The 19,935-nt window shown below is 36.3% G+C and carries 16 protein-coding genes and 1 riboswitch; of the genes, 2 read left to right on the top strand and 14 right to left on the bottom strand.

Annotation, left to right across the window (positions count from 1 at the left end; translation table 11 throughout):
* Positions 1 to 143: 143 nt before the first annotated feature.
* From AC4BD1_RS04225 to AC4BD1_RS04165, 13 genes are all read right to left on the bottom strand, one after another.
* Positions 144 to 749, bottom strand: a complete 606-nt coding sequence (locus AC4BD1_RS04225) for an ECF transporter S component (protein ID WP_490467092.1) — start codon at positions 747 to 749, stop codon at positions 144 to 146.
* 123 nt (positions 750 to 872) lie between these two features.
* Positions 873 to 998: riboswitch (FMN riboswitch) on the bottom strand.
* Positions 999 to 1,080: 82 nt separating this feature from the next.
* Positions 1,081 to 1,797 (bottom strand): pseudouridine synthase, encoded by a 717-nt coding sequence (locus AC4BD1_RS04220; RefSeq protein WP_490467091.1) that lies wholly within the window; start codon positions 1,795 to 1,797, stop codon positions 1,081 to 1,083.
* Entirely contained in the window at positions 1,797 to 2,372 is a 576-nt protein-coding gene (gene scpB, locus AC4BD1_RS04215) for an SMC-Scp complex subunit ScpB (RefSeq protein WP_206910001.1), read from the bottom strand. The genes AC4BD1_RS04220 and scpB overlap by 1 nt, the downstream gene beginning before the upstream one ends.
* Complete coding sequence (locus AC4BD1_RS04210; RefSeq protein WP_206909999.1) at positions 2,356 to 3,126, bottom strand: segregation/condensation protein A; 771 nt, start codon at positions 3,124 to 3,126, stop codon at positions 2,356 to 2,358. Before AC4BD1_RS04210 ends, scpB begins: the two co-directional genes overlap by 17 nt.
* A gap of 17 nt (positions 3,127 to 3,143) precedes the next feature.
* Positions 3,144 to 3,494 carry a GNAT family N-acetyltransferase gene (locus AC4BD1_RS04205; RefSeq protein WP_490467090.1) on the bottom strand — a complete coding sequence of 117 codons (351 nt, stop codon included), beginning with the start codon at positions 3,492 to 3,494 and terminating at the stop codon, positions 3,144 to 3,146.
* Positions 3,495 to 3,512: 18 nt separating this feature from the next.
* The gene (gene xerD, locus AC4BD1_RS04200) at positions 3,513 to 4,400 is read right to left on the bottom strand and encodes a site-specific tyrosine recombinase XerD (protein WP_206909996.1); all 888 of its coding nucleotides are present in this window, start codon (positions 4,398 to 4,400) and stop codon (positions 3,513 to 3,515) included.
* Positions 4,401 to 4,505: 105 nt separating this feature from the next.
* Complete coding sequence (gene fur, locus AC4BD1_RS04195; protein WP_277988522.1) at positions 4,506 to 4,964, bottom strand: ferric iron uptake transcriptional regulator; 459 nt, start codon at positions 4,962 to 4,964, stop codon at positions 4,506 to 4,508.
* Between the two features lie 108 nt (positions 4,965 to 5,072).
* Positions 5,073 to 5,936, bottom strand: a complete 864-nt coding sequence (locus AC4BD1_RS04190; protein WP_490467089.1) for a CvfB family protein — start codon at positions 5,934 to 5,936, stop codon at positions 5,073 to 5,075.
* A gap of 168 nt (positions 5,937 to 6,104) precedes the next feature.
* Positions 6,105 to 8,318, bottom strand: coding sequence for a cell division site-positioning protein MapZ family protein (locus tag AC4BD1_RS04185; RefSeq protein WP_490485862.1), 2,214 nt, complete (start codon positions 8,316 to 8,318; stop codon positions 6,105 to 6,107).
* Between the two features lie 265 nt (positions 8,319 to 8,583).
* Entirely contained in the window at positions 8,584 to 9,693 is a 1,110-nt protein-coding gene (gene rpoD / locus AC4BD1_RS04180; protein WP_206909991.1) for an RNA polymerase sigma factor RpoD, read from the bottom strand.
* A gap of 23 nt (positions 9,694 to 9,716) precedes the next feature.
* Positions 9,717 to 11,555, bottom strand: coding sequence for a DNA primase (gene dnaG / locus AC4BD1_RS04175; protein WP_490485861.1), 1,839 nt, complete (start codon positions 11,553 to 11,555; stop codon positions 9,717 to 9,719).
* A 181-nt stretch (positions 11,556 to 11,736) separates the two neighbouring features.
* Entirely contained in the window at positions 11,737 to 14,049 is a 2,313-nt protein-coding gene (locus tag AC4BD1_RS04170; RefSeq protein WP_490486016.1) for a cation-translocating P-type ATPase, read from the bottom strand.
* A 182-nt stretch (positions 14,050 to 14,231) separates the two neighbouring features.
* On the bottom strand, positions 14,232 to 14,864 hold the full coding sequence (locus AC4BD1_RS04165) for a lysozyme family protein (RefSeq protein WP_206909988.1): 633 nt from the start codon (positions 14,862 to 14,864) through the stop codon (positions 14,232 to 14,234).
* Positions 14,865 to 15,075: 211 nt separating this feature from the next.
* Between AC4BD1_RS04165 and AC4BD1_RS04160 the strand changes: the two genes are divergently transcribed.
* Both AC4BD1_RS04160 and mprF read left to right on the top strand, forming a co-directional pair.
* A complete protein-coding gene (locus AC4BD1_RS04160) occupies positions 15,076 to 15,792 on the top strand; it encodes an alpha/beta fold hydrolase (RefSeq protein WP_206909986.1) in 717 nt (238 codons plus the stop codon).
* 12 nt (positions 15,793 to 15,804) lie between these two features.
* Positions 15,805 to 18,399, top strand: coding sequence for a bifunctional lysylphosphatidylglycerol flippase/synthetase MprF (gene mprF, locus AC4BD1_RS04155; RefSeq protein ID WP_490467288.1), 2,595 nt, complete (start codon positions 15,805 to 15,807; stop codon positions 18,397 to 18,399).
* A 68-nt stretch (positions 18,400 to 18,467) separates the two neighbouring features.
* Here mprF and tuf read toward each other — a convergent pair whose 3' ends face one another.
* Positions 18,468 to 19,655: an elongation factor Tu gene (gene tuf / locus AC4BD1_RS04150; protein WP_010719593.1), complete on the bottom strand. Its 1,188-nt coding sequence runs from the start codon at positions 19,653 to 19,655 to the stop codon at positions 18,468 to 18,470.
* Between the last annotated feature and the right edge of the window lie 280 nt (positions 19,656 to 19,935).

The raw sequence follows: 19,935 nt of genomic DNA, 5'->3' as shown, positions 1-19,935 counted from the left end.
CATTTATTACAAATTCATGTTTATACATAAAAAAATAAAATACTCAACAGCAACTAATAAAACGTTTACATTTGCGGTTTTATTGCATTTTTTTTCAAAAAAAAAAGGACCAAAAAATTACTGGCCCTTTTGAATATTCATTTTTAAATCGTATGTCTTTGTTCTAAAGCATGTTGTTTACGACTCAACCAAGGTAATAGCTTAGCATGTAAAACTAAGAAAGCAGCACTAACGATGAATCCTTTGATTAAATTAAATGGAACAATCCCGATCAACACATAATTTACTAGTGGCATACCTAGCATTTGATTTGCATTCAATCCAAAGAACATCAGATATAATGGTGTAATAACAAAATAGTTTGCGACACTCATAAAAAGCGTCATTGCTAAAGTTCCGGAAACAACGCCCAGAATTTTATTTCTATTTGCATGTTTTTTAATTTTTTTGAAGAAGTAGAAAATTGGTAACGTGAAAATAGTCGTTGCCAAGAAACTTGCAGCATCCCCAACTAGATTGTCTGGTGAAAATCCTGTTGTCACCAGATGTAACAGCGAGCGTAAGAAAGCCGTAGCTACACCAGCTACAGGGCCAAATAAAAACATACTAATCAAGACAGGTATATCACTGAAATCAATTTTTAAAAAACTAAATGCCGGCATAATTGGGAAAGCAATAAATTGCAAAACTAACCCGATTGCAGCGAACATCGCTACCATAACCATTTTTTGTACCCGTGTGTTCTTCATTTGAAATCCTCCTGTTAGGACTCCTCTTCAGCGAACTATCCAACTAATTTTTCAAACAAAAAAACTCTACTTTCGCAGGGAAAATAGAGTTAGAGTTATCTGATAAATGATTAGTCAAATAAGCTCTATCTTCTTTATCCAGACTATACTGTCGGTACCGGAATTTCACCGATTCAGCTATTTCCTAAAGAAATAGGTCGTGGACTATAACCACCGGTCGGGAATTGCACCCTGCCCCTGAAGACGAACCTTTTATATTATTTTGTTTACACTTACATTATACATAGCCTTGAAAAAAATGCAACATTTATCTCTTACAAAAAGTAAGCTATCATTTTGAATGATTTAGTAACGTACTGATTTCTTTTTTATTTAGCTCACGATATTCTCCCGGACGTAACCCTTGAAGAGTCAAATCCCCATATCTTTCTCGTTTTAGTTTTTGCACGGGTAAACCAACTGCCTGTAACATGTTTTTTACTTGATGATTACGCCCTTCATGAATTGTTAACTCAACAATACTATGGTTCGTTTTAGGGTCCACTGATAAGATTTGAACTTTAGCAGGTGCCGTTTTTCGTCCTTCTAATTTAATACCTTTCGTTAAAGGAGATAATACTGATTTTGTAGCAATCCCTTTTACTTTTGCCACATACACTTTATCAACCTCATGCTTTGGATGCGTCAAACGTTGTGCAAATTCGCCGTCATTTGTTAATAGTAAAATACCAGATGTATCATAATCTAAGCGCCCGACAGGGTAAATTCGTTCTTTTACCATCGGCAATAAATCTGTAACCACTTTTCGGTTTTTATCATCTGATACTGCAGAAATAACTCCTTTAGGCTTATAAAGTAAATAATACCCATATTCTTCTTGATAAATAGGTACTTCGTCTACTTCGACAACATCGTGTTTACCCACTTTTACACCTAATTCTCTCACAACTGTGCCATTGACTTTTACACGACCAGCCAAAATAAATTCTTCTGCTTTTCTTCGAGAAGTAATTCCGGCGTGTGCAATTACTTTTTGCAATCTTTCCATTACTTTTGTTCTCCTTCGCTCACTCCATCAAAAAACAAATCCAATGATGCATCATCTTTTAACGCATTTTCTAGTTCTTGTGTGTCTGGTAACTCTGTTAAGTCTTTTAAACCAAAATAATCAAGGAAATAACCTGTCGTTCCATACAAAATTGGACGACCTGGTCCTTCCACGCGTCCTTTTTCTTCAATTAATTTATGAGCAACCAATCGCTGAACGGGACCAGAAGCTTGGACACCTCTGATTTGTTCGATTTCTGTACGTGTAATTGGTTGTTTGTAAGCAATAATTGCTAACGTTTCTACTGCTGCTTGTGATAACGTATTTGATGAACCTTGTGCATATTTTTTTAAAAGTGGTGCTAATTCTTTTTTTGTTGTTAAGACGAAATGGTCTTCTGTTTCGAAAATGTGTAACGCTGAATCAAGAGTCGCCTGATATTTTTTTTCTAAGGCCACAATCAGTTCAGATAATTCCTGTTTATCAATATTCAATAAATAACTTAACTCGTCACTGCCAATTCCTGCTTCACCGGCAACGAAAAGGATAGCTTCTAGTTCACTTAATTTTGTCATTCGTTGTATCTCCTACTACTGGATAAAGCATGATTGAATCATAATTTTCTGCCTGTTCAGCAAAAATCTGCCCATTTTTCATCAGTTCAAGTAATGCCATGAAGGTCGTCACAACTTCTGCTTTTGTTGGGGCTTCAAAAAATGATTCAAATGTACAGCCTGATTGACTGTTTACTAACTTTTCCTTAATAAAACTCATACGTTCTTCGATTGTCGTATCATCTGGGGCAATCGTTTTTTCCACTTTTTGTGAAAATTTTTTCCGTTCTAAAATAGCCTGCATGGCTCGAAATAAATCGACTTTTTTTACTTGCCCACGTTTGAGAGGCAATTCTTTTTCTGCCAAGTCTTCTACCATAGTTGGTTCTTTCGAATAATATAAACTGCGTTCCTCAGCTTTTTCAATCAACTTTTCCGCTGCGTACTTATATTTTCGATATTCTAAAAGTTGTGTGACCAATTCGTCACGTGGATCTTCTTCCCATATCAGATCATCTTCAATTGCTAACTCCTGAACGGGCAGTAATGTTTTACTTTTGATTGCCATTAGTGTGGCTGCCATTACCAAATATTCTCCAGCTAACGCTAGCTCCATCGTTTTCATCGTGTGAATATAGTTCATGTACTGCTCCGTAATCGTCGCAATTGGAATATCGTAAATATCAATTTCCATTTGCTGAATCAAATGAAGCAATAAATCCAATGGCCCTTCAAAAATATCTAGTTTAATATTGATTTCAGTCAAATGTTTCACTCTTTCTTAGTTATGCTTCATTGCCATTTAGATAAGTAAGGTTTCGTAACTTCAGTTGCTAAAAAGGTCACTTCGGGGTATTTTTCCTGAAGCTCATTTAGCATCAGAAAGCCCATATTTTCTCCTCGGTAAGAAGGATTCAACGAAATATCATGAATGATCAATTGATCCTTACCTATCCATTCAATACCGATGATCCCTTGGATGTTCGTCGAGTCTTCTGGAGTGAAGAAAAATAGTTCATACTTATTTTCTGCTTCATAAACATCGATTTCTTTTAACAAATCTGTTTGATCCGATAATTTTTTATGAAAGCTTAACAAGCCCATTGCAATTTTTCGGTTCTCTTTTCGGTAATGTGTTAACATTATTTCACCTTCCTCTAATTAAGCCCTTGGAAAATGCTGCTTGTAAACATCTGTCATTCTTTTTTTCGTGATATGTGTATAGATTTGTGTTGTTGAGATGTCTGCATGTCCCAATAATTCTTGTACCGTCCGTAAGTCAGCTCCATTTTCCAACAAATGCGTAGCAAAACTATGACGTAAAGTATGTGGTGTGACGTCTTTACGAATACCTGCTTGCTGTACTAATTGCTTTAAGTTCTTCCAAATTCCTTGTCGAGAAAGTCCTTTTCCATGGTTGTTTACAAATACATGCAGTTCAGAAGTATCTTTCACCAACAATGGACGTGCCTCATCCAAATAACGTTCTAGCCATTGGATTGCATAATCTCCCAAAGGGATGATCCGTTCTTTATCTCCCTTACCAATTGTTTGTAGTAAGCCAAGAGAAAGATGAAGATCCCCAAGTTTTAGATTGATCAATTCACTAACCCGCATGCCAGTTGCATACATTACTTCCAAAATTGCCCGATCTCTAATTCCTAATGTTTTTGAAGTATCCGGGGTTTCAATCAATATTTCGACTTCTTTAAGCGTCAATGTACTTGGCAATTTTTGTGCTTTTTTTGGTGTATCAATATGTTGCATAGGATCATGGTCCGTATAGCGTTCTTGTCGCAAAAATTGATGAAATCTTCTTAAGCTAGAAATCATTCGAGTAATTGTTGCAGTCGCTTTTTGTTCTTCATGTAATTTTTCTAAATACTGAATGACTAAATAACGATCGACCATTTGCCAAGAGGTAATCTTCTTTTCTTCCATAAAATGCAAATATTGTTCCAAATCGCGTTCATAACTTTTACGCGTATTGGCAGAAAGTCCACGTTCAATATTCAAATAATGAAGGTACTCACTTAATTCTTCTTTCATACTATAACCCACCTCATGCTTTCTCTATCATATCAGATACACCTTTATTTCGATAGTCCATTTACGTTATCTGCACAAAGAAAAAGCCGTCTTTCAACAGACGGGCTACTTTCTCTTTTCGTTTTCTTGACAGTTATGACAAATTCCATGAAAGGTCAAACGATGATCTTTCACTAAAAAATGATATCTTTTTTCAACAACTTCTTCAACTTCTCCCAAAAGGTCTTCTTCGACTTCCTCAATAGCACCGCAATTAAGGCATAGTAAATGGTGGTGAAAATGCTTCGCACCATCTTTTCGTAAATCATAACGAGCTAATCCGTCATTGAAGCTCACTTTATCGACAATTTTTAAATCAGTCAAAATTTCTAACGTGCGGTAAACCGTTGCAAGACCAATTTCTGGACTTTTTTTCTTAACTAAAAAGAAAATCTCTTCGGCAGACAGATGCTCCTTTTCATTTTCTAAGAGCACAAGTAGCGTCGCCTCTCGCTGCGGAGTCAATTTAAAACCTGATTCATGTAATTGTTGTTTCGTTTTCTTCATTGCTAATATAGCATTCATTCATTAATTCAACTCCAACAATTTATAATAATTATAAATAAGCAAATAATAATACTCTGTTAAATTATAATAATTATAAGCTAGTTAAGAAAAACATGCAAGATATTCTCAATTAGATTTTTCGATTAATTTCGTCACACCGTCTTCTTGCTTAATCAATCCTTGCTTCATCAGATTTCCCATTGCACGTTTGAAAGCACCTTTACTGATTCCAAAAGTTTTCATAATATCTTCTGGATCTGATTTGTCCGTAAATTGTAATTGTTTTTCTGCCGAACGTTCTAAAATCGTCAAAATCATTTGTGCATCATCACTAATTGCTTCATGGGCGCGTGGTTTCAGAGAGATGTTTAAAACACCATCTGGTCGAACACCAACAACACGACCACTTACATGTTCACCTAAGCGCGGCTCTTGGTAACGTTCAGACGGATGAATAAACGCCACATAAAAATCATCGGTCAAGACATACGTTCCTGCTAATTTCAAGCGATAAGTCGTTCCCGAAACATCTTTATTTTTTAGTTCTTCATTTCCCTGCTTACTCAATGATTTAAAGATTTTTTCGTCCGCAAGCTCACCCCAAATACGATTTTTTGCATCTACCTTCAAGGCAATCATTAATCGATCTCCTTTTTTAGGCCACAATTCCGTCATTGTTGGTAATTCATCTAAAGAAACAACAAAATCTTTATCTGGTAAGCCAATATCCACAAAAGCACCTAGATCTCTTCTAGTTGCTGTTACTGTTCCAAAAGCATAATGACCAATGCGACTTTTAGGAATCAACGTTGTTAAACGGTTTTCATGTTTTTGATTTTGATAGCCAAATCCTTCAACCGCTTCACCAATTTTATGCTCGCCTTCTGATTTGCTCAAACCAAAAGTTTGTCCATTCTTTTGGACAAAATAATTTTTTTCATTTTCATCAATAATAATTCCTGTAAATATATTTGCTAATAAATTATTCATTTCGATCTCCTTTTAATTGAAAGGCTTTGTTTTCCCATCACTTTTCTCTGCTATCATAACATACAGCTTTCACCAAGAACAATGTTCCAAGCAGTAAGGCATAAAAAAACTTAGGCGATCATCTATCTAGATTCGCCTAAGCCATTCGCTTGTTTAATTAGTAATTTTTTAGTTACTTCCATTTCCACCAAACCAACCTGTTTTACAGTTGATTGTTACGATATAAAATGGTAAAGCACTTTCACCGATACCGTTCATTAGCGAAGATTTAGTTGAAGTTGCGTAAAGATTGTAGTAGCCTTCACCATTTCTGATTTGTGCCTTTTCTAACTTATAGCCGCCGTCAACAATATAGCCTCGTTGAATACAAGTAGCGATGACACTTTCTCTTACTCCAGATGCCCAGTTCCACGCTGCGTTGGAACTATCTGCAACATCACTTGCATTTGTTCCCATGATCGGTTGATTCGCTGTTGAGCCTGAGCCAACAGTTGTGTTACTAGAAGCTGTGTTTGCTTTTGCAGCTTCCTGAGCTGCTTTTTCTGCTTGAGCTGCTTGAGCCGCAGCAACTTGTTCTGCTTTTGCTTTTTGCTCTGCTTCTTGTTTTTCTTTTTCTTCTGCAGCTTTTTTCTCAGCTGCTTGTTTTTCTTTCTCCGATAATTGATGATCTACTTTTGTTAATTGTTGCTTGAAAGAATCGGCAAGTTCTTTGTTTACAATTTTATCAACAGCTTCTTTCGCTGTTTTATATTGATCCCGCGTAGCTGATTCAACAACTTTTTCATCTTGGTAAACAACTTTTGTCTTTTCTTCAGCTGTTTCAATTTGTTCGAGTTGTTTCTGCGCTTCTTGCTGGGCCTTTTGAATAAGTTCACCAAAATCTGAATCATCGGTTTCAATTGCTTCGATTTTATCAGTATTTCTTAGCACTGGTTTTTCGGCTAAATGATCATCTTCAATTACTGGGTCAATAAACAAATCATTTACTTTTTTGATATTGATTATCTTTGCTTGAATATCATCATACGTCTCATTCAATTCTTGATAATCTTTTGTAGAATCAACTTCGTTTAACTCTTGTTTGATTTTCGACAAATCTTGATTCAAGTGGTCTGTACGAATGAATTCATTTTTATCACCAAAGTAAAAACTAGCTAGTTCCTTTTTGATTTCAGAGACTTTTTTTTCTTGTCTGGCTACCTCAGCAATTCGTTCAGCTTCGACTTTTTGTTGATTGTCATAGTATGCCCAACCACCAACACCTAGTAAAATAACTGCAGCTAACAGTAGGTAAGGACCTTTTTTAACTTTTTTGGACTTTCCAGTTGGTTGTTCTGGGTTTGGAGTTATCATTGCTGGTTCTTTTCCAGCTTCTTGATTTGCTTTAACAGACGCTACAGCAGGCTTTTTAGTCATTTGTTCAGTTGGTTCGTCCGCTTCTACTGGTTGATTCACAGTAGCATCATATTCGGGAGAATTCACTTCTTCTTTTTTTGAAGCTTTTTTTAAATGCTCATTTGAACCTACTTTAGCAAGCTTTAAAGATTCATCCTTTGCTGATTGTTTCTGAGAAACAGCTATTGGTTCTTCTGCTGTTTCTTCCGCTTCGTCAACTTTAGATTCCCGCCCTTCAACAGCTGGCACAGCAGATTTTTCTTTCGTGACCAACTCTTCTGAACGTTCTATTTTTTCTCCTTTTTCGTCGTCGCTTTTAGCAGAAGTAGACACGACAGCTTCCGTGTCAGCACTGTTTTCTTCTTTGTTATCTGCTGCACCTTCTGCAATCTCAGATGTCTGATTAGCAGCAATCTTTTCATGGATCATTTGCATCAATTCTTTTGATTGTTCTTCATCCACGTCTTCACGATGTGCTTGGATATAGGCTGCAAGAATTGATTGATCATCTTCTTTTTTTACATTTTCTTTTAGTTGTGTAATACGCTCTTGTTTTTCTTTTTCAACTACTTCATCAACTGAAAGTCCTTTTTCAGTGTTGATTTCATTTTGATCCTTTGGTTGCTTATCTCGATTTTTTTTCATAGGCTTGACAGCTTTCTCTTTCTTTTCTTCCAATCGTTCACCCGCAGTTTCTTTTTCCGCTACTGCTTCTGACTTTTCCGAGACATCAAACAATTCCATAACTGATTCAAGTGGTAAATCTTTTAGTTCTGACCATTCAATTGGGTCATTTAGCTCTGTATCTGGAAAATCTGGTTGGTTATTCTCTTCAGGAAATTGTTCAAGAGATTGGTCTTTCGATTCGATAACATCTCGTTTATTTTGAATGTGCTGATCTTTTTCTTCAAGGCTAAAGCCACAATCTGGGCAAACTTTTTGACCCTTAATCTTTTTCGATCCACATTTTGGACATTTTTTTTTCACTTAGTGATCGGCTCCTTTAACTAAGTTTAACGCTAACATTTAATCTATCACATTCTGACCTATCAGCCAATAGTTTATCTTTACGATTTTCTAACAAATAAGTAAATCGAACGTTAAAAATAAGGATTAAAAATTTTTTTGTATTAAAAAATATTTTTTAATTCCATCATAAGTATTAGAAAATAGCTATTACGTAATTTTTTTATTTGATCAACTAAAAAGCTGACACAAAACGTTGATTTGTTTTGTGTCAGCTTTTTGTTTTTTATTCTAAGAAATCTTTTAATTGTTTTGAACGTGAAGGATGGCGTAATTTTCTTAGGGCTTTTGCTTCAATCTGACGAATACGCTCACGTGTTACGCCGAAAACTTTCCCTACTTCTTCTAAGGTTCTTGTTCGACCATCATCTAAACCGAAACGTAAACGCAACACGTTTTCTTCCCGGTCAGTCAGTGTATCCAACACATCTTCTAATTGTTCTTTTAACAATTCGTAAGCTGCATGTTCAGCAGGACTTGTAGCTTCTTGGTCTTCAATGAAGTCTCCAAGATGTGAATCATCTTCTTCACCAATTGGTGTTTCCAATGAGACAGGTTCTTGAGCAATTTTTAAGATTTCGCGTACCTTTTCTGTAGGTAGGTCCATTTCTGCTCCAATTTCTTCAGGTGTTGGTTCTCTACCTAAATCTTGGAGTAGTTGACGTTGGATACGAATCAATTTATTAATTGTTTCGACCATATGAACTGGAATACGGATCGTACGTGCTTGGTCAGCAATCGCGCGTGTGATTGCTTGACGAATCCACCAAGTTGCATAAGTTGAGAATTTGAATCCTTTACGGTAATCAAACTTTTCAACGGCTTTCATTAAACCCATATTTCCTTCTTGGATCAAATCTAAGAACTGCATCCCACGACCCACATAGCGTTTCGCAATACTTACAACTAGACGTAAGTTTGCTTCAGCTAAACGTTGTTTAGCTTCTTGGTCGCCTTCTTCGATTTTTAAGGCAAGTGCTACTTCTTCTTCAGCTGTTAAAAGGGAAACTCGGCCGATTTCTTTTAAATACATACGAACTGGATCATTGATTTTTACACCAGTTGGTGCAGATAGATCCTCTGTTTTTGCTTTTTCAGCTTTTTTCTCACCACTTTTTAAACTGTGGATTGATGGTTCACCATTTTCGTCAACAACACTGATTCCAGCATCTTCAACTTTTTGGATCAATTTGTCCATTTCCTCAGCATTCAATGTGAATGGTGTAGCAAGTTGGTTTGATAAATCGTCATAAACAACTTGTCTTTTAGGTTTGTGTTCTTTGATGAAAGCTGTTACTGCTGCTTCATATTTTTTCTTATCCGTTACATTTGCCATAAAAGAAGGCCCCCTTCAAGTAGCTATTTGGCTTGTTTTAACTGTCTCGTTAAATTAATGATCTCAATTGTCAATTCTAATTCTAACTGTTTATTACCTGTACGCCTGGCTTCTTGCTGCAATTGTTTTTTTTCGATTATTTTATCAGCTAAGCCAGATTTACTGATAACAGCCAGTAAATCTTGAATCTCGCGCGTAGAGCTTTCTTCGGCCACTCGCAAATAAGCAATCTCAACCACTAAACGCCTAATTTTTTCATCTTGCAAAAAGTTTAAAAAGTCTGCAAGGTTAAACTCTTCATATTGTGATAAATAAGCATCAAATAAAAAATAGATTTCTGCATATTCATCATGGATAAATTGAAACTCTTGTTCTTTTAGAAGATTCCGAACTGAGATTTCTTTGAACGCACGATACAACAGCATTTGCTCCGCTTTTTCAACTTGCGTCAGCGGTTGTTTTTGTTGCGGTAACTCCTGCTTTACCACTGGCATGTTCGGTTCGGCAGCTCGTTGCTGTTCTTGTCGGTTTGTTCGTTTCAACTCACGCAATTGTTTTTGAATCGTTTCACGACTAACTTGAAATTCACTTGTTAGCTGTGATAGATACATATCTTGCTCAATTGGTGAGACTACTTTACTTAATTCAATCAACACTTCTTGGAGATAATCTAACTTATCTTTTTCGTTATCTAAATTCTTATTTTGTTTCAGATAACGTGTTTTAAATGTAAAGACTGTTTCACGACCATGTTGAATCAATTCCTGAAAGGATGCTTCACCATATTTTCGCAAATATTCATCGGGATCCAGTTTTTCTGGCACAACCACAATAGATAACTGTAATCGACTATTTTCACGTAGAAGTTCGATTCCACGATTGGTAGCCTCAAACCCTGCTTGATCACCGTCATAACAAAATACAAGCTCTTTTGTTAAGCGCTCCATTTGCTGGATTTGTTGAGCAGTCAAACTGGTTCCCATTGAAGCTAAGCCATTCTTGATTCCAGCTTGCCAGGCTGCAATCACATCCATGAATCCTTCAAACAGTAGTATTTCATTACTTTTTCGGATTTCACTTCTTGCTTTATCCAAGTTAAATAAAACTTGGCGCTTATTAAATAGTTCTGTTTCTGGACTATTTAAATACTTAGGTTGATCTTTTTCTTGCCCTTTCTCTGGTGCTAACCATCGACCAGAAAAACCAATCGTTCGTCCTTGTGAATTATTGATTGGAAACATAATACGCTGATAAAATCGATCAGAGAAATTACCATCATCATGCTTGATAAACAATCCTGAACGTTCAAAGACATCACTCGATAATGACTCATTATTGAACACTTGAACTAAAAAGGAACGTTCGTTTGGTGCGAAACCAATCTTAAACGTTTCAATCAGTTCCATTGTCAAACCACGCTTCAGTAAATAATCAAGTGCAGGCTGTCCGGCTTTCGTGTGTAACAACATATGGTGATAAACTTCTACAGCTTTTTCATGTGCCACGAGTAGTTTGCCAGTAGCTGAATCTGTTTCATTAACAACATATGTTTGTTGTTTCCATTGATCTGCTAAGGGAATTTGTTCAAATTCTGCGACCTTTACAACTGATTCTGGAAAAGTCAATCCTTCAAGTTCCTGAAGAAAAGTAAAGACGTTTCCACCCTTTCCACAGCCAAAGCAATGAAAGATCTGTTTATCTTCAGCTACGGAAAACGAAGGTGTTTTTTCTTCGTGAAAGGGACAAAGTCCTAAATAATTTTTCCCAGATTTCTTTAATTGAACATATTGTCCAATCACCTCAACAATATTCGTTTGACTTCGAATATTTTCAATCACTTCCTGAGGAATTCGCTGAACCATTGTTTCCACCCCCTCATTTGTATACTCCATAAAAATCGAGTAAATCTATCAGGAGAATAACCGGTAAAAAATCGCACCAACCGAAATCAGCGCGATTTTAAAGGACACAATTATACATGTTTGATTGTATCATATTCCTGTTCTTTTTCAAGTATAACGTTCTAACAAATTAATGAATCATTTAAGCAAACTTATTCAATAGCTTTTCTTGAATATTCGCACGCCAATACGCTAGACGAAGAACAATATTTATTGCCATGAACCCAACGAATAAACCAAGTTGATTTCCCACGCCTAAGTTTACTTCTAAAATGCCATGGAAAAGCATCGCTGCTACATAGATCCCAACAATTGTCGTTACAGCTAAGAAAATTCGTAGTGGATTGAAAGGATAACATGCTTTGATTACAGCTAAACAACTAATGCCAATCAATAAATAATACATCAATGTTGTTGTTTCACCATTTGACCAGTCCAATCGTTGTCCCAACAGATAAACCGTCACAACGTTTAAGACAACCAAAATTGCATTTGGTAAAGCATTGATCAGCGCTGTCGGCAAGTAGCGATAATTTATTTTTCGTTTATCTTGCTCAAAAGACAAGAAGAATGACGGATACCCTTCAATAGCTAGATCAATTAATGTGATTTGAATTGGAATAAACGGGAACCCAACTGCTGTAATCGCACATATGATAGACAAAATGAAGGAGTAAATTGTTTTGATAAAGAAAATTCCCGAAACTTTAGTCACATTGTTAACCACTCGGCGGCCTTCAAACAAAACTTCTGGCAATGTCGTGAAATCTGAATCAAGTAAAACTAAATTAGCAATCTGGCGAGTTGCCCCATCGCCTTCCGCCATGGCAATACTACAATCAGCTTCACGAAGTGCTAATACATCATTTACGCCATCCCCTGTCATCGCAACTGTCCGACCACTCTCTTTTAACTCATTGACAAGAGTTTTCTTTTGCTGAGGACTTACCCGACCAAAAACTGTATAGTCATGCGCAGCTTTTCGAACATCTTCCTCGTTCATTAAATCTGAAAGATCAATATATGCATCATAATTAGGCAAGCCTGCACGTCTCGCAATATTAGAAACAGTAAAAGGATTATCACCAGAAATAACTTTTAGATCCACACCTTCTTCATATAAATAAGCTAATGTTTCTGGTGCATTTTTCCGAATAGGGTCGTCAATTTCAAATAAAGCAATAGGTTCAACACCGGTTGGTTTATCCTCAGATAATTTTTGATGAGGCGCAACGCCTAACATCAAGACACGATAACCATTTGCCTGTGCAGACATCAATCGTTCTGGTAACTGACTTTGTGGAACTAATCGTTCTGGTGCCCCAACATACACTACACCTAATTCAGGGAATTCCATTGCTCCCCATTTTCGATCAGAAGAAAATGCTAAGACCTCTTCTACTTGATAGCGATTGGAAACCGCAAAATAATTACGTAAAGCCTGCATCGTCACATTATTGTCATTACTTTCTGCTAAATAAGTCCCAATAATTTCTGGAATTGCTTTTTCGTAACGTTTATCTAATGCTTCTACATGCTGGATACTCATTTTCCCTTCCGTGATTGTTCCTGTTTTATCCAAACAAAGTGTGTCGACATGAGCCAAGGTTTCAATTGCATACATGTCTTGAACAAGTATCCGTTTTTTTGCTAACTTTGTAACTCCAGTTGTCAAAGCAATACTGATTAATAATACCAATCCTTTTGGCAACATTCCTAGTAACGCAGCAGCTGAAGCAACAACTGATAGTTTGATTGACGCATCTCTAATAAATAATGCTTGCAAGAATAAAATAATCCCTAATGGAATAATGACAAAACTGGTAAATTTCGATACTTTTCTGATTGAGTCAACTAATTCAGATTGAATTTTTTTATGTTTTTTAGCTTCGCTCGTTAAACGAACAGCATAGTTGTCTGCTCCAACCCGAATCACTTTCGCAAAAACTGAACCACTTGTTAAGAAACTCCCAGAGAGTAATTCTGCTCCAGCTTCCTTAACGATAAGATCCGATTCGCCCGTCAATAAAGCCTCATTTGCTTCTGCTCGACCACTCAGCACTTGCAGATCTGCAGGAATCTGTTCTCCCGCACCAATTTTTACTAAATCATCCAGCACAAGCTCTTTTGTTGAAATTGCTTGCTCTTTTCCCTCACGCACAACCGTTACTTCAGATTGAGAAACGATCGACAATTTTCTAACAAGATTTCGTGCATGAATCTCTTGATAGATTCCGATAACGATATTCATGACAATGATGGCGATATAAGCCATATTGGAGTAAGCACCAACTAAAAGTAAGCAGACACCAATCCCAAAGTTCAGAAAATTGAATAATGTCAGAATGTTATCGCTGAAAATTTGTCTAGTTGTTTTTGAAGCATCTTCTTGATAGTCATTTTGCTGACCTAAAGCCAGCTTTTGTCTAACTTCTTCCTGTGTTAGACCCATCATTTTTTTATTTTCCATTTTTCGCCAACTTTCAAAAATAATCACGTCTTTAAGTCTAGCGTTTTCCTGACTTAAAAACAACTTGTTTTTTTAGGGTTCAAACAGATTCTCCACTCAAAAAAATAAAGTCTGTTTCTCAGATTTGTCTAAATAAAAATTTAGACAGATGATACTTTCACCTTTACTTAATTAAATATTTTTTCATATGCTTGGATTATCTTTTCATTCATCATCACAATATCCGCATAGAACATGTTTCCTCCATTATGGTAAAGATAGCCACCATTGTACAAAACAGATTGGACTCGCCAATAGCGGTACTGTGTCTGTTCCTCATTTCCTAACAATGGACTCAAAATTGTTTTAGAATATTTTTCAGCTAACTTGACTGTATTTTCACCACCGTTTTCTTTTACATACGCAATATAATCCTTACCAAAGTTATACGCTTGGATGGCAGTTGCTAAATCACACCCCTGTTTTTTAGCTTCCGCGATCATTTCTGCCAGATAGCTCACACCTTGATTGATACTTTCCTGTGGATCATCAATCACGTTCGTTTCACCATGCGCACTTTCAGAACTCTGCATCAAATCTTTTCCAGAACCTTTTGATTCCGTTAAAATAATCGCTTTGATTAAAGTTTCGTCATTTTCCATTTGGTATTTTTGTGTAGCTTCTGTTATTTCTGTTTGATAAGCTTCTACCTTTTTTACAGATTGGTACGTTCGATTAGCAAAAAAAATTGCGCCTCCAACGAGCACGAGTAGTATCGTAAAAAAGAAAGCTTTCATTATTGAAAATCTTTTTTTCTTCATCATACATCACCTAGTTATTTAGACATCTTTTTTTATCTTACTATTTCTTTTCAAGATTCGCCATTTCTTATTTGTTTTCTGTAAATTACTTAATAAAAAATGAAATTTTCCCATAAAATTTGTCAACTTACAAAATTGATCGATAAGTTTCAAGAAAAACAATTGTCTAAAAACAGAAAAAATCGTTATACTTTAAACAGTAGGTGATTATGTGAAAAAAGAAAAGAAATATGCAAAAATGGCAGACGGCAGTCAAATCTATTATGAAAAAAGTGGTAGTGGATTCCCTCTTTTTTTGCTCCACGGTAATGGGGGAAATGGAACTTTTTTTTCACAACAAGTTCCACTTTTTGAACAACATTTCACAGTTTATTTAATTGATAGTCGCGGTCAAGGTCATTCAACTAACGAATCCGCTAATTTGAGCTTCAATTTAATGGCAGAAGACTTAGCGACGATATTAGTTTTGGAAAATATCCAACAAGTGGATATTTTAGGATTTAGCGATGGTGCTAATTTAGCTTTGGTTTTCGCAAGTACGTATCCAAAAAATGTTCATCGTTTGATTTTGAATTCCGGAAACACTTTAGTTCAGGGTGTCCGCCTACTTCCATTGGTTGCTAGCTATCTTCACTACGGCATGATTTGGATTGCTTCCTTGTTTTGGCCAAAATTACGAAAAAAATTAGCAGTGATTTCTTTACTGTTACATAATGTTGGTTTGACTGAAACACAATTAAGCAAAATTATTTGTCCGACACTGATTTTAGTTGGGAAAAAAGATGTGATCAAGCTCAAGCACTCGCTTTTCTTAGCAAAAACTTTGCCTAACGCTTCCTTTGTACTTGTAAAAGGAAGTGGCCATCAATTAGCGCGTCAGGATCCAAAAAGATTCAATCAAGAAGTACTAAATTTTTTAGAAGAATAGTAGGTGATTTATGTGTTAAAAACAGCCCTTCAATGGTTTAAGAATCATTTAGGACTATTTAAAACAATTTTTTTAATTTCTGTTGTTGTGATTATTTTTGGAGAACTCTTATCAATCGGTAAGACGTTGTCTGTCGATCAGCTAGCTCAGACTTTTTCCAATATCCCGATTTGGAAAACATTTTTGATGTTCATCATTGGATTACTTTGTGTCGCACCAATGATTGGTTATGATGTAATCTTAAATCGTTTATTAGGTCAAAAATTGTCGTGGAGTTATTTACTCGAAACAAGTTGGTTGATCAATACGATTAACAATGTAGCAGGTTTTGGTGGTTTTGTAAGTATCGGTCTTCGTTCAGAACTTTATGGACAGAAAAAAGATGGAAAGAAAGTCATGCAGGCCCTTTCGAAAATTTTCTTATTTTTGATGGCAGGACTCTCTATCTATAGTTTATTGTCATTTTTGCTGGTGCTTTTTACTCCTGTGACTCCCTTCATCAAACAATATTGGATTTGGTTAATTGGTGGTGGGCTATATTTTCCAGTTGTCTTGTTAGTCACTACCTTAAAGAAAGAAGGATACTTGGGTGGTTTGACTTGGAAGCTACGCGGACAATTACTGCTTGTTTCTTTTTTAGAATGGACAGGTGTCCTGCTAAGTTTTCTTTCGGTCGGTTTTTTAATGGAGATTCCGATTGATTTATGGCAGACAATTCCTTTATTTATTGCGGCTTCTGTGATTGGAATCGTATCGATGATTCCCGGTGAGATTGGAAGTTTCGATGTAATGATGATTCTCGGGTTATCAGCAATCGGGATTCCTCGTGAAATCGTAGTGGTCTGGATTTTACTTTTTCGGATTTTTTATTACTTTATTCCATTTTTATTGGGTATCGTCTTTTTCTTCAAAAATATCGGTGCCTCTTTCAATCAGCGCTATTCTGGTATTCCTAGACAACTGGCGACAGAAATTGCGCACAAAATTGTTGTTGTTTTACTTTATTTTTCTGGCATCATGCTCGTATTATCAGCTACAATTCCACAAGCTTTTTCGGAGTTTCATTGGTTGCACACATTGAACCCACTAAAATTCCATTTTATCGTCCAGTTTCCAAGCATTATTTTAGGTTTCTTATTATTGATTATGGGACGCGGAATTGCTGCACGAGTCACTCGTGCCTATTTACCAACAATTATCATTGTAGGTCTTGCGTTACTGTATGTTATCCTTGGTGATTTCACCTTGACTGGATCAATTTTCTTGACCCTATTATTAGTGATCATCATTGCTTCAAAAAATGAGCTTTTTCGCGAACAACTAGTTTATTCTTGGGAATGGTTAACCGTCGATGGCTTGTTGATTGGCACATTAACCATTTTGTATCTGGTAATTGGCGTCTATAATCTGCCGATATTTCCCCATCGGAAGCATCACTTTATTTCATTCTTTCTATTTCCATCTGAAAAAATCTGGCTCTCTGGTTTCTTAGCAATTGTTACGGTTAGCTTGATCATGATCCTCTTTGTTCATTTCTTACAGGGGAAAAAGAAATTAGTGGGTGAAGTTTTTGATGAAGAAAAAGCAACAGCTGTGCTGGCTAATTATGGAGGGAATTCCGATAGTCAACTTATTTTCTTGAAAGATAAACGGATGTTCACTTACGAATCAAATGGTGAACCAACTGTATTATTACAGTTTGCCTCTTATAACAATAAATGTGTTGTTATGGGGGATCCTTCTGGGAAAAAGGAAGATTTTCCAAAAGCAATTGAAGCATTTATTACAGAAACGGATCGTCTTGGCTACTTACCTGTTTTTTATGAGTCAAGTGAAGAACTTGTAATGATTCTCCATGACGTAGGCTATGATTTCATCAAAATGGGAGAAGAAGCGTACGTTGAACTACCTGAATTCACTACTTCTGGGAAGAAAATGAAGGGTACTCGGGCAGTCATTAATCGAATCGAACGTGATGGATTTACTTTTGAAGTCCTTTCGCCTCCATTTTCTGTAGAACAAATGCAAACATTTAAACAAATTTCCGATAACTGGCTTGGCAGTCGTAAAGAAAAAGGGTTTTCGCTAGGATTTTTTGCTGAAGATTATCTTCAACGTGGACCTATTGCTGTTGTCCGAAATTCCGAAAAAGAAATAGTTGCCTTCGCAAATATTATGCCAACTTATACAGATAACAAAGTTGGAACAATCGATTTGATGCGTTATGATCCAAAAAAGGCGCCTTCTGGTAGCATGGATTTCTTATTCATCCACTTGTTCAATCATATGAAAGAGCAAGGGATTCAATGGTTCAACCTAGGAATGGCTCCTCTTTCGAATGTGGGAACATCTAGAAAAAGTTTTCTTCAAGAGCGAATTGCTTACTTGGTTTATGAATTTGGTTCCCATTTTTATTCTTTCCATGGATTACGTGAATACAAAGAAAAATATGCAACACATTGGACACCTCGATATACCCTTTATTCTCGAGATAGTTGGATTGCGTATGTCATGATTGCGTTACTGATTATCGACAATGCTCCTGTTGAAAAAAGTGGAAAAATGAGTCCTTTACAAAAAGGATTGAAAAAATGGTTTAAAAAATAGCAAAAAAGGATTCCAGAAATGATTTCTGGAATCCTTTTTAGTTGTGTTCAGATTATTTTTAAACGTGTCTATGCTTCGATCTCAGTAACGATACCTGAACCAACAGTACGTCCACCTTCACGAATTGAGAATGTTGTACCATTTTCAATTGCGACTGGATGAATCAATTCTACGTCGATTGTTACGTTATCGCCAGGCATAACCATTTCTGTACCTTCTGGCAATACGATTGTACCTGTTACGTCCGTTGTACGGAAGTAGAATTGTGGACGGTAGTTATTGAAGAATGGTGTATGACGTCCGCCTTCTTCTTTTGTCAATACATAAACTTCTGCCTTGAATTTTGTATGTGGTGTGATTGAACCTGGTTTAGCAATTACTTGTCCACGTTCGATATCTTCACGTTGGATCCCACGTAGTAGTACACCTACGTTATCTCCTGCTTCACCATAATCAAGTGTTTTACGGAACATTTCAACACCTGTAACAACTGCTTTTTGAGTTTCTGGTTTGATACCAACGATTTCAATTTCATCACCAACACGAACAGCACCGCGATCGATACGACCTGATGCAACCGTACCACGACCAGTAATAGAGAAAACATCTTCCACTGGTAATAATAATGGTTTGTCAGTATCACGTTCTGGAGTTGGAATATATTCGTCAACTGTATCCATCAATTCCATGATTGCGGCTTCAGCATCTGGATCACCTTGTAAAGCTTTCAAAGCTGAACCTTTGATTACAGGTGTATCATCACCTGGGAACCCATATTCACTTAATAGTTCGCGAACTTCCATTTCAACTAAGTCGATTAATTCTTCATCATCAACTAAATCTGTTTTGTTTAAGAAAACGATTAGATATTTAACACCAACTTGACGTGATAACAAAATGTGTTCACGAGTTTGAGGCATTGGGCCATCAGTAGCAGATACTACTAAGATTGCACCGTCCATTTGAGCTGCACCGGTAATCATATTTTTAACGTAATCCGCATGTCCTGGTGCATCAATATGTGCGTAGTGACGTTTGTCTGTTTCATACTCTACGTGTGCTGTATTAATTGTAATTCCACGTTCACGTTCTTCAGGAGCTGCATCAATACTTGCATAGTCTTGAGGATTTGCTAGGCCTTTTTTCCCTAATACTGTTGTGATTGCAGCAGTTAAAGTGGTTTTACCATGATCGACGTGTCCAATGGTACCAATGTTAACGTGTGGTTTACTTCTGTCATAATGTTCTTTTGCCATAATTTACAAACCTCCTAAATAATATAGATCACTGAACTTTCAGCTCTCACGTTTTTATTATAGTCCTTTTTTTATAAAATAAAAACGAATATGTCCTCCTTACTTTTTGTAAGAATGGAACAATGATTATTATACGTCAAAATTGGTCAAAGTCAACTAAGAACACTTTCGTGTACATTCGCTTTTCTAATGTCCTTTTTTGTATAGTTTTTTATAAATAAAACTAGTTTGAGAAGATTCAATAGACGAATCACATTTTTTCAGGAATAATAGAGAACAG

This window comes from Enterococcus sp. DJ147D b, assembly GCF_058216655.1.
This window is presented reverse-complemented; position numbering and strand designations above follow the sequence as displayed.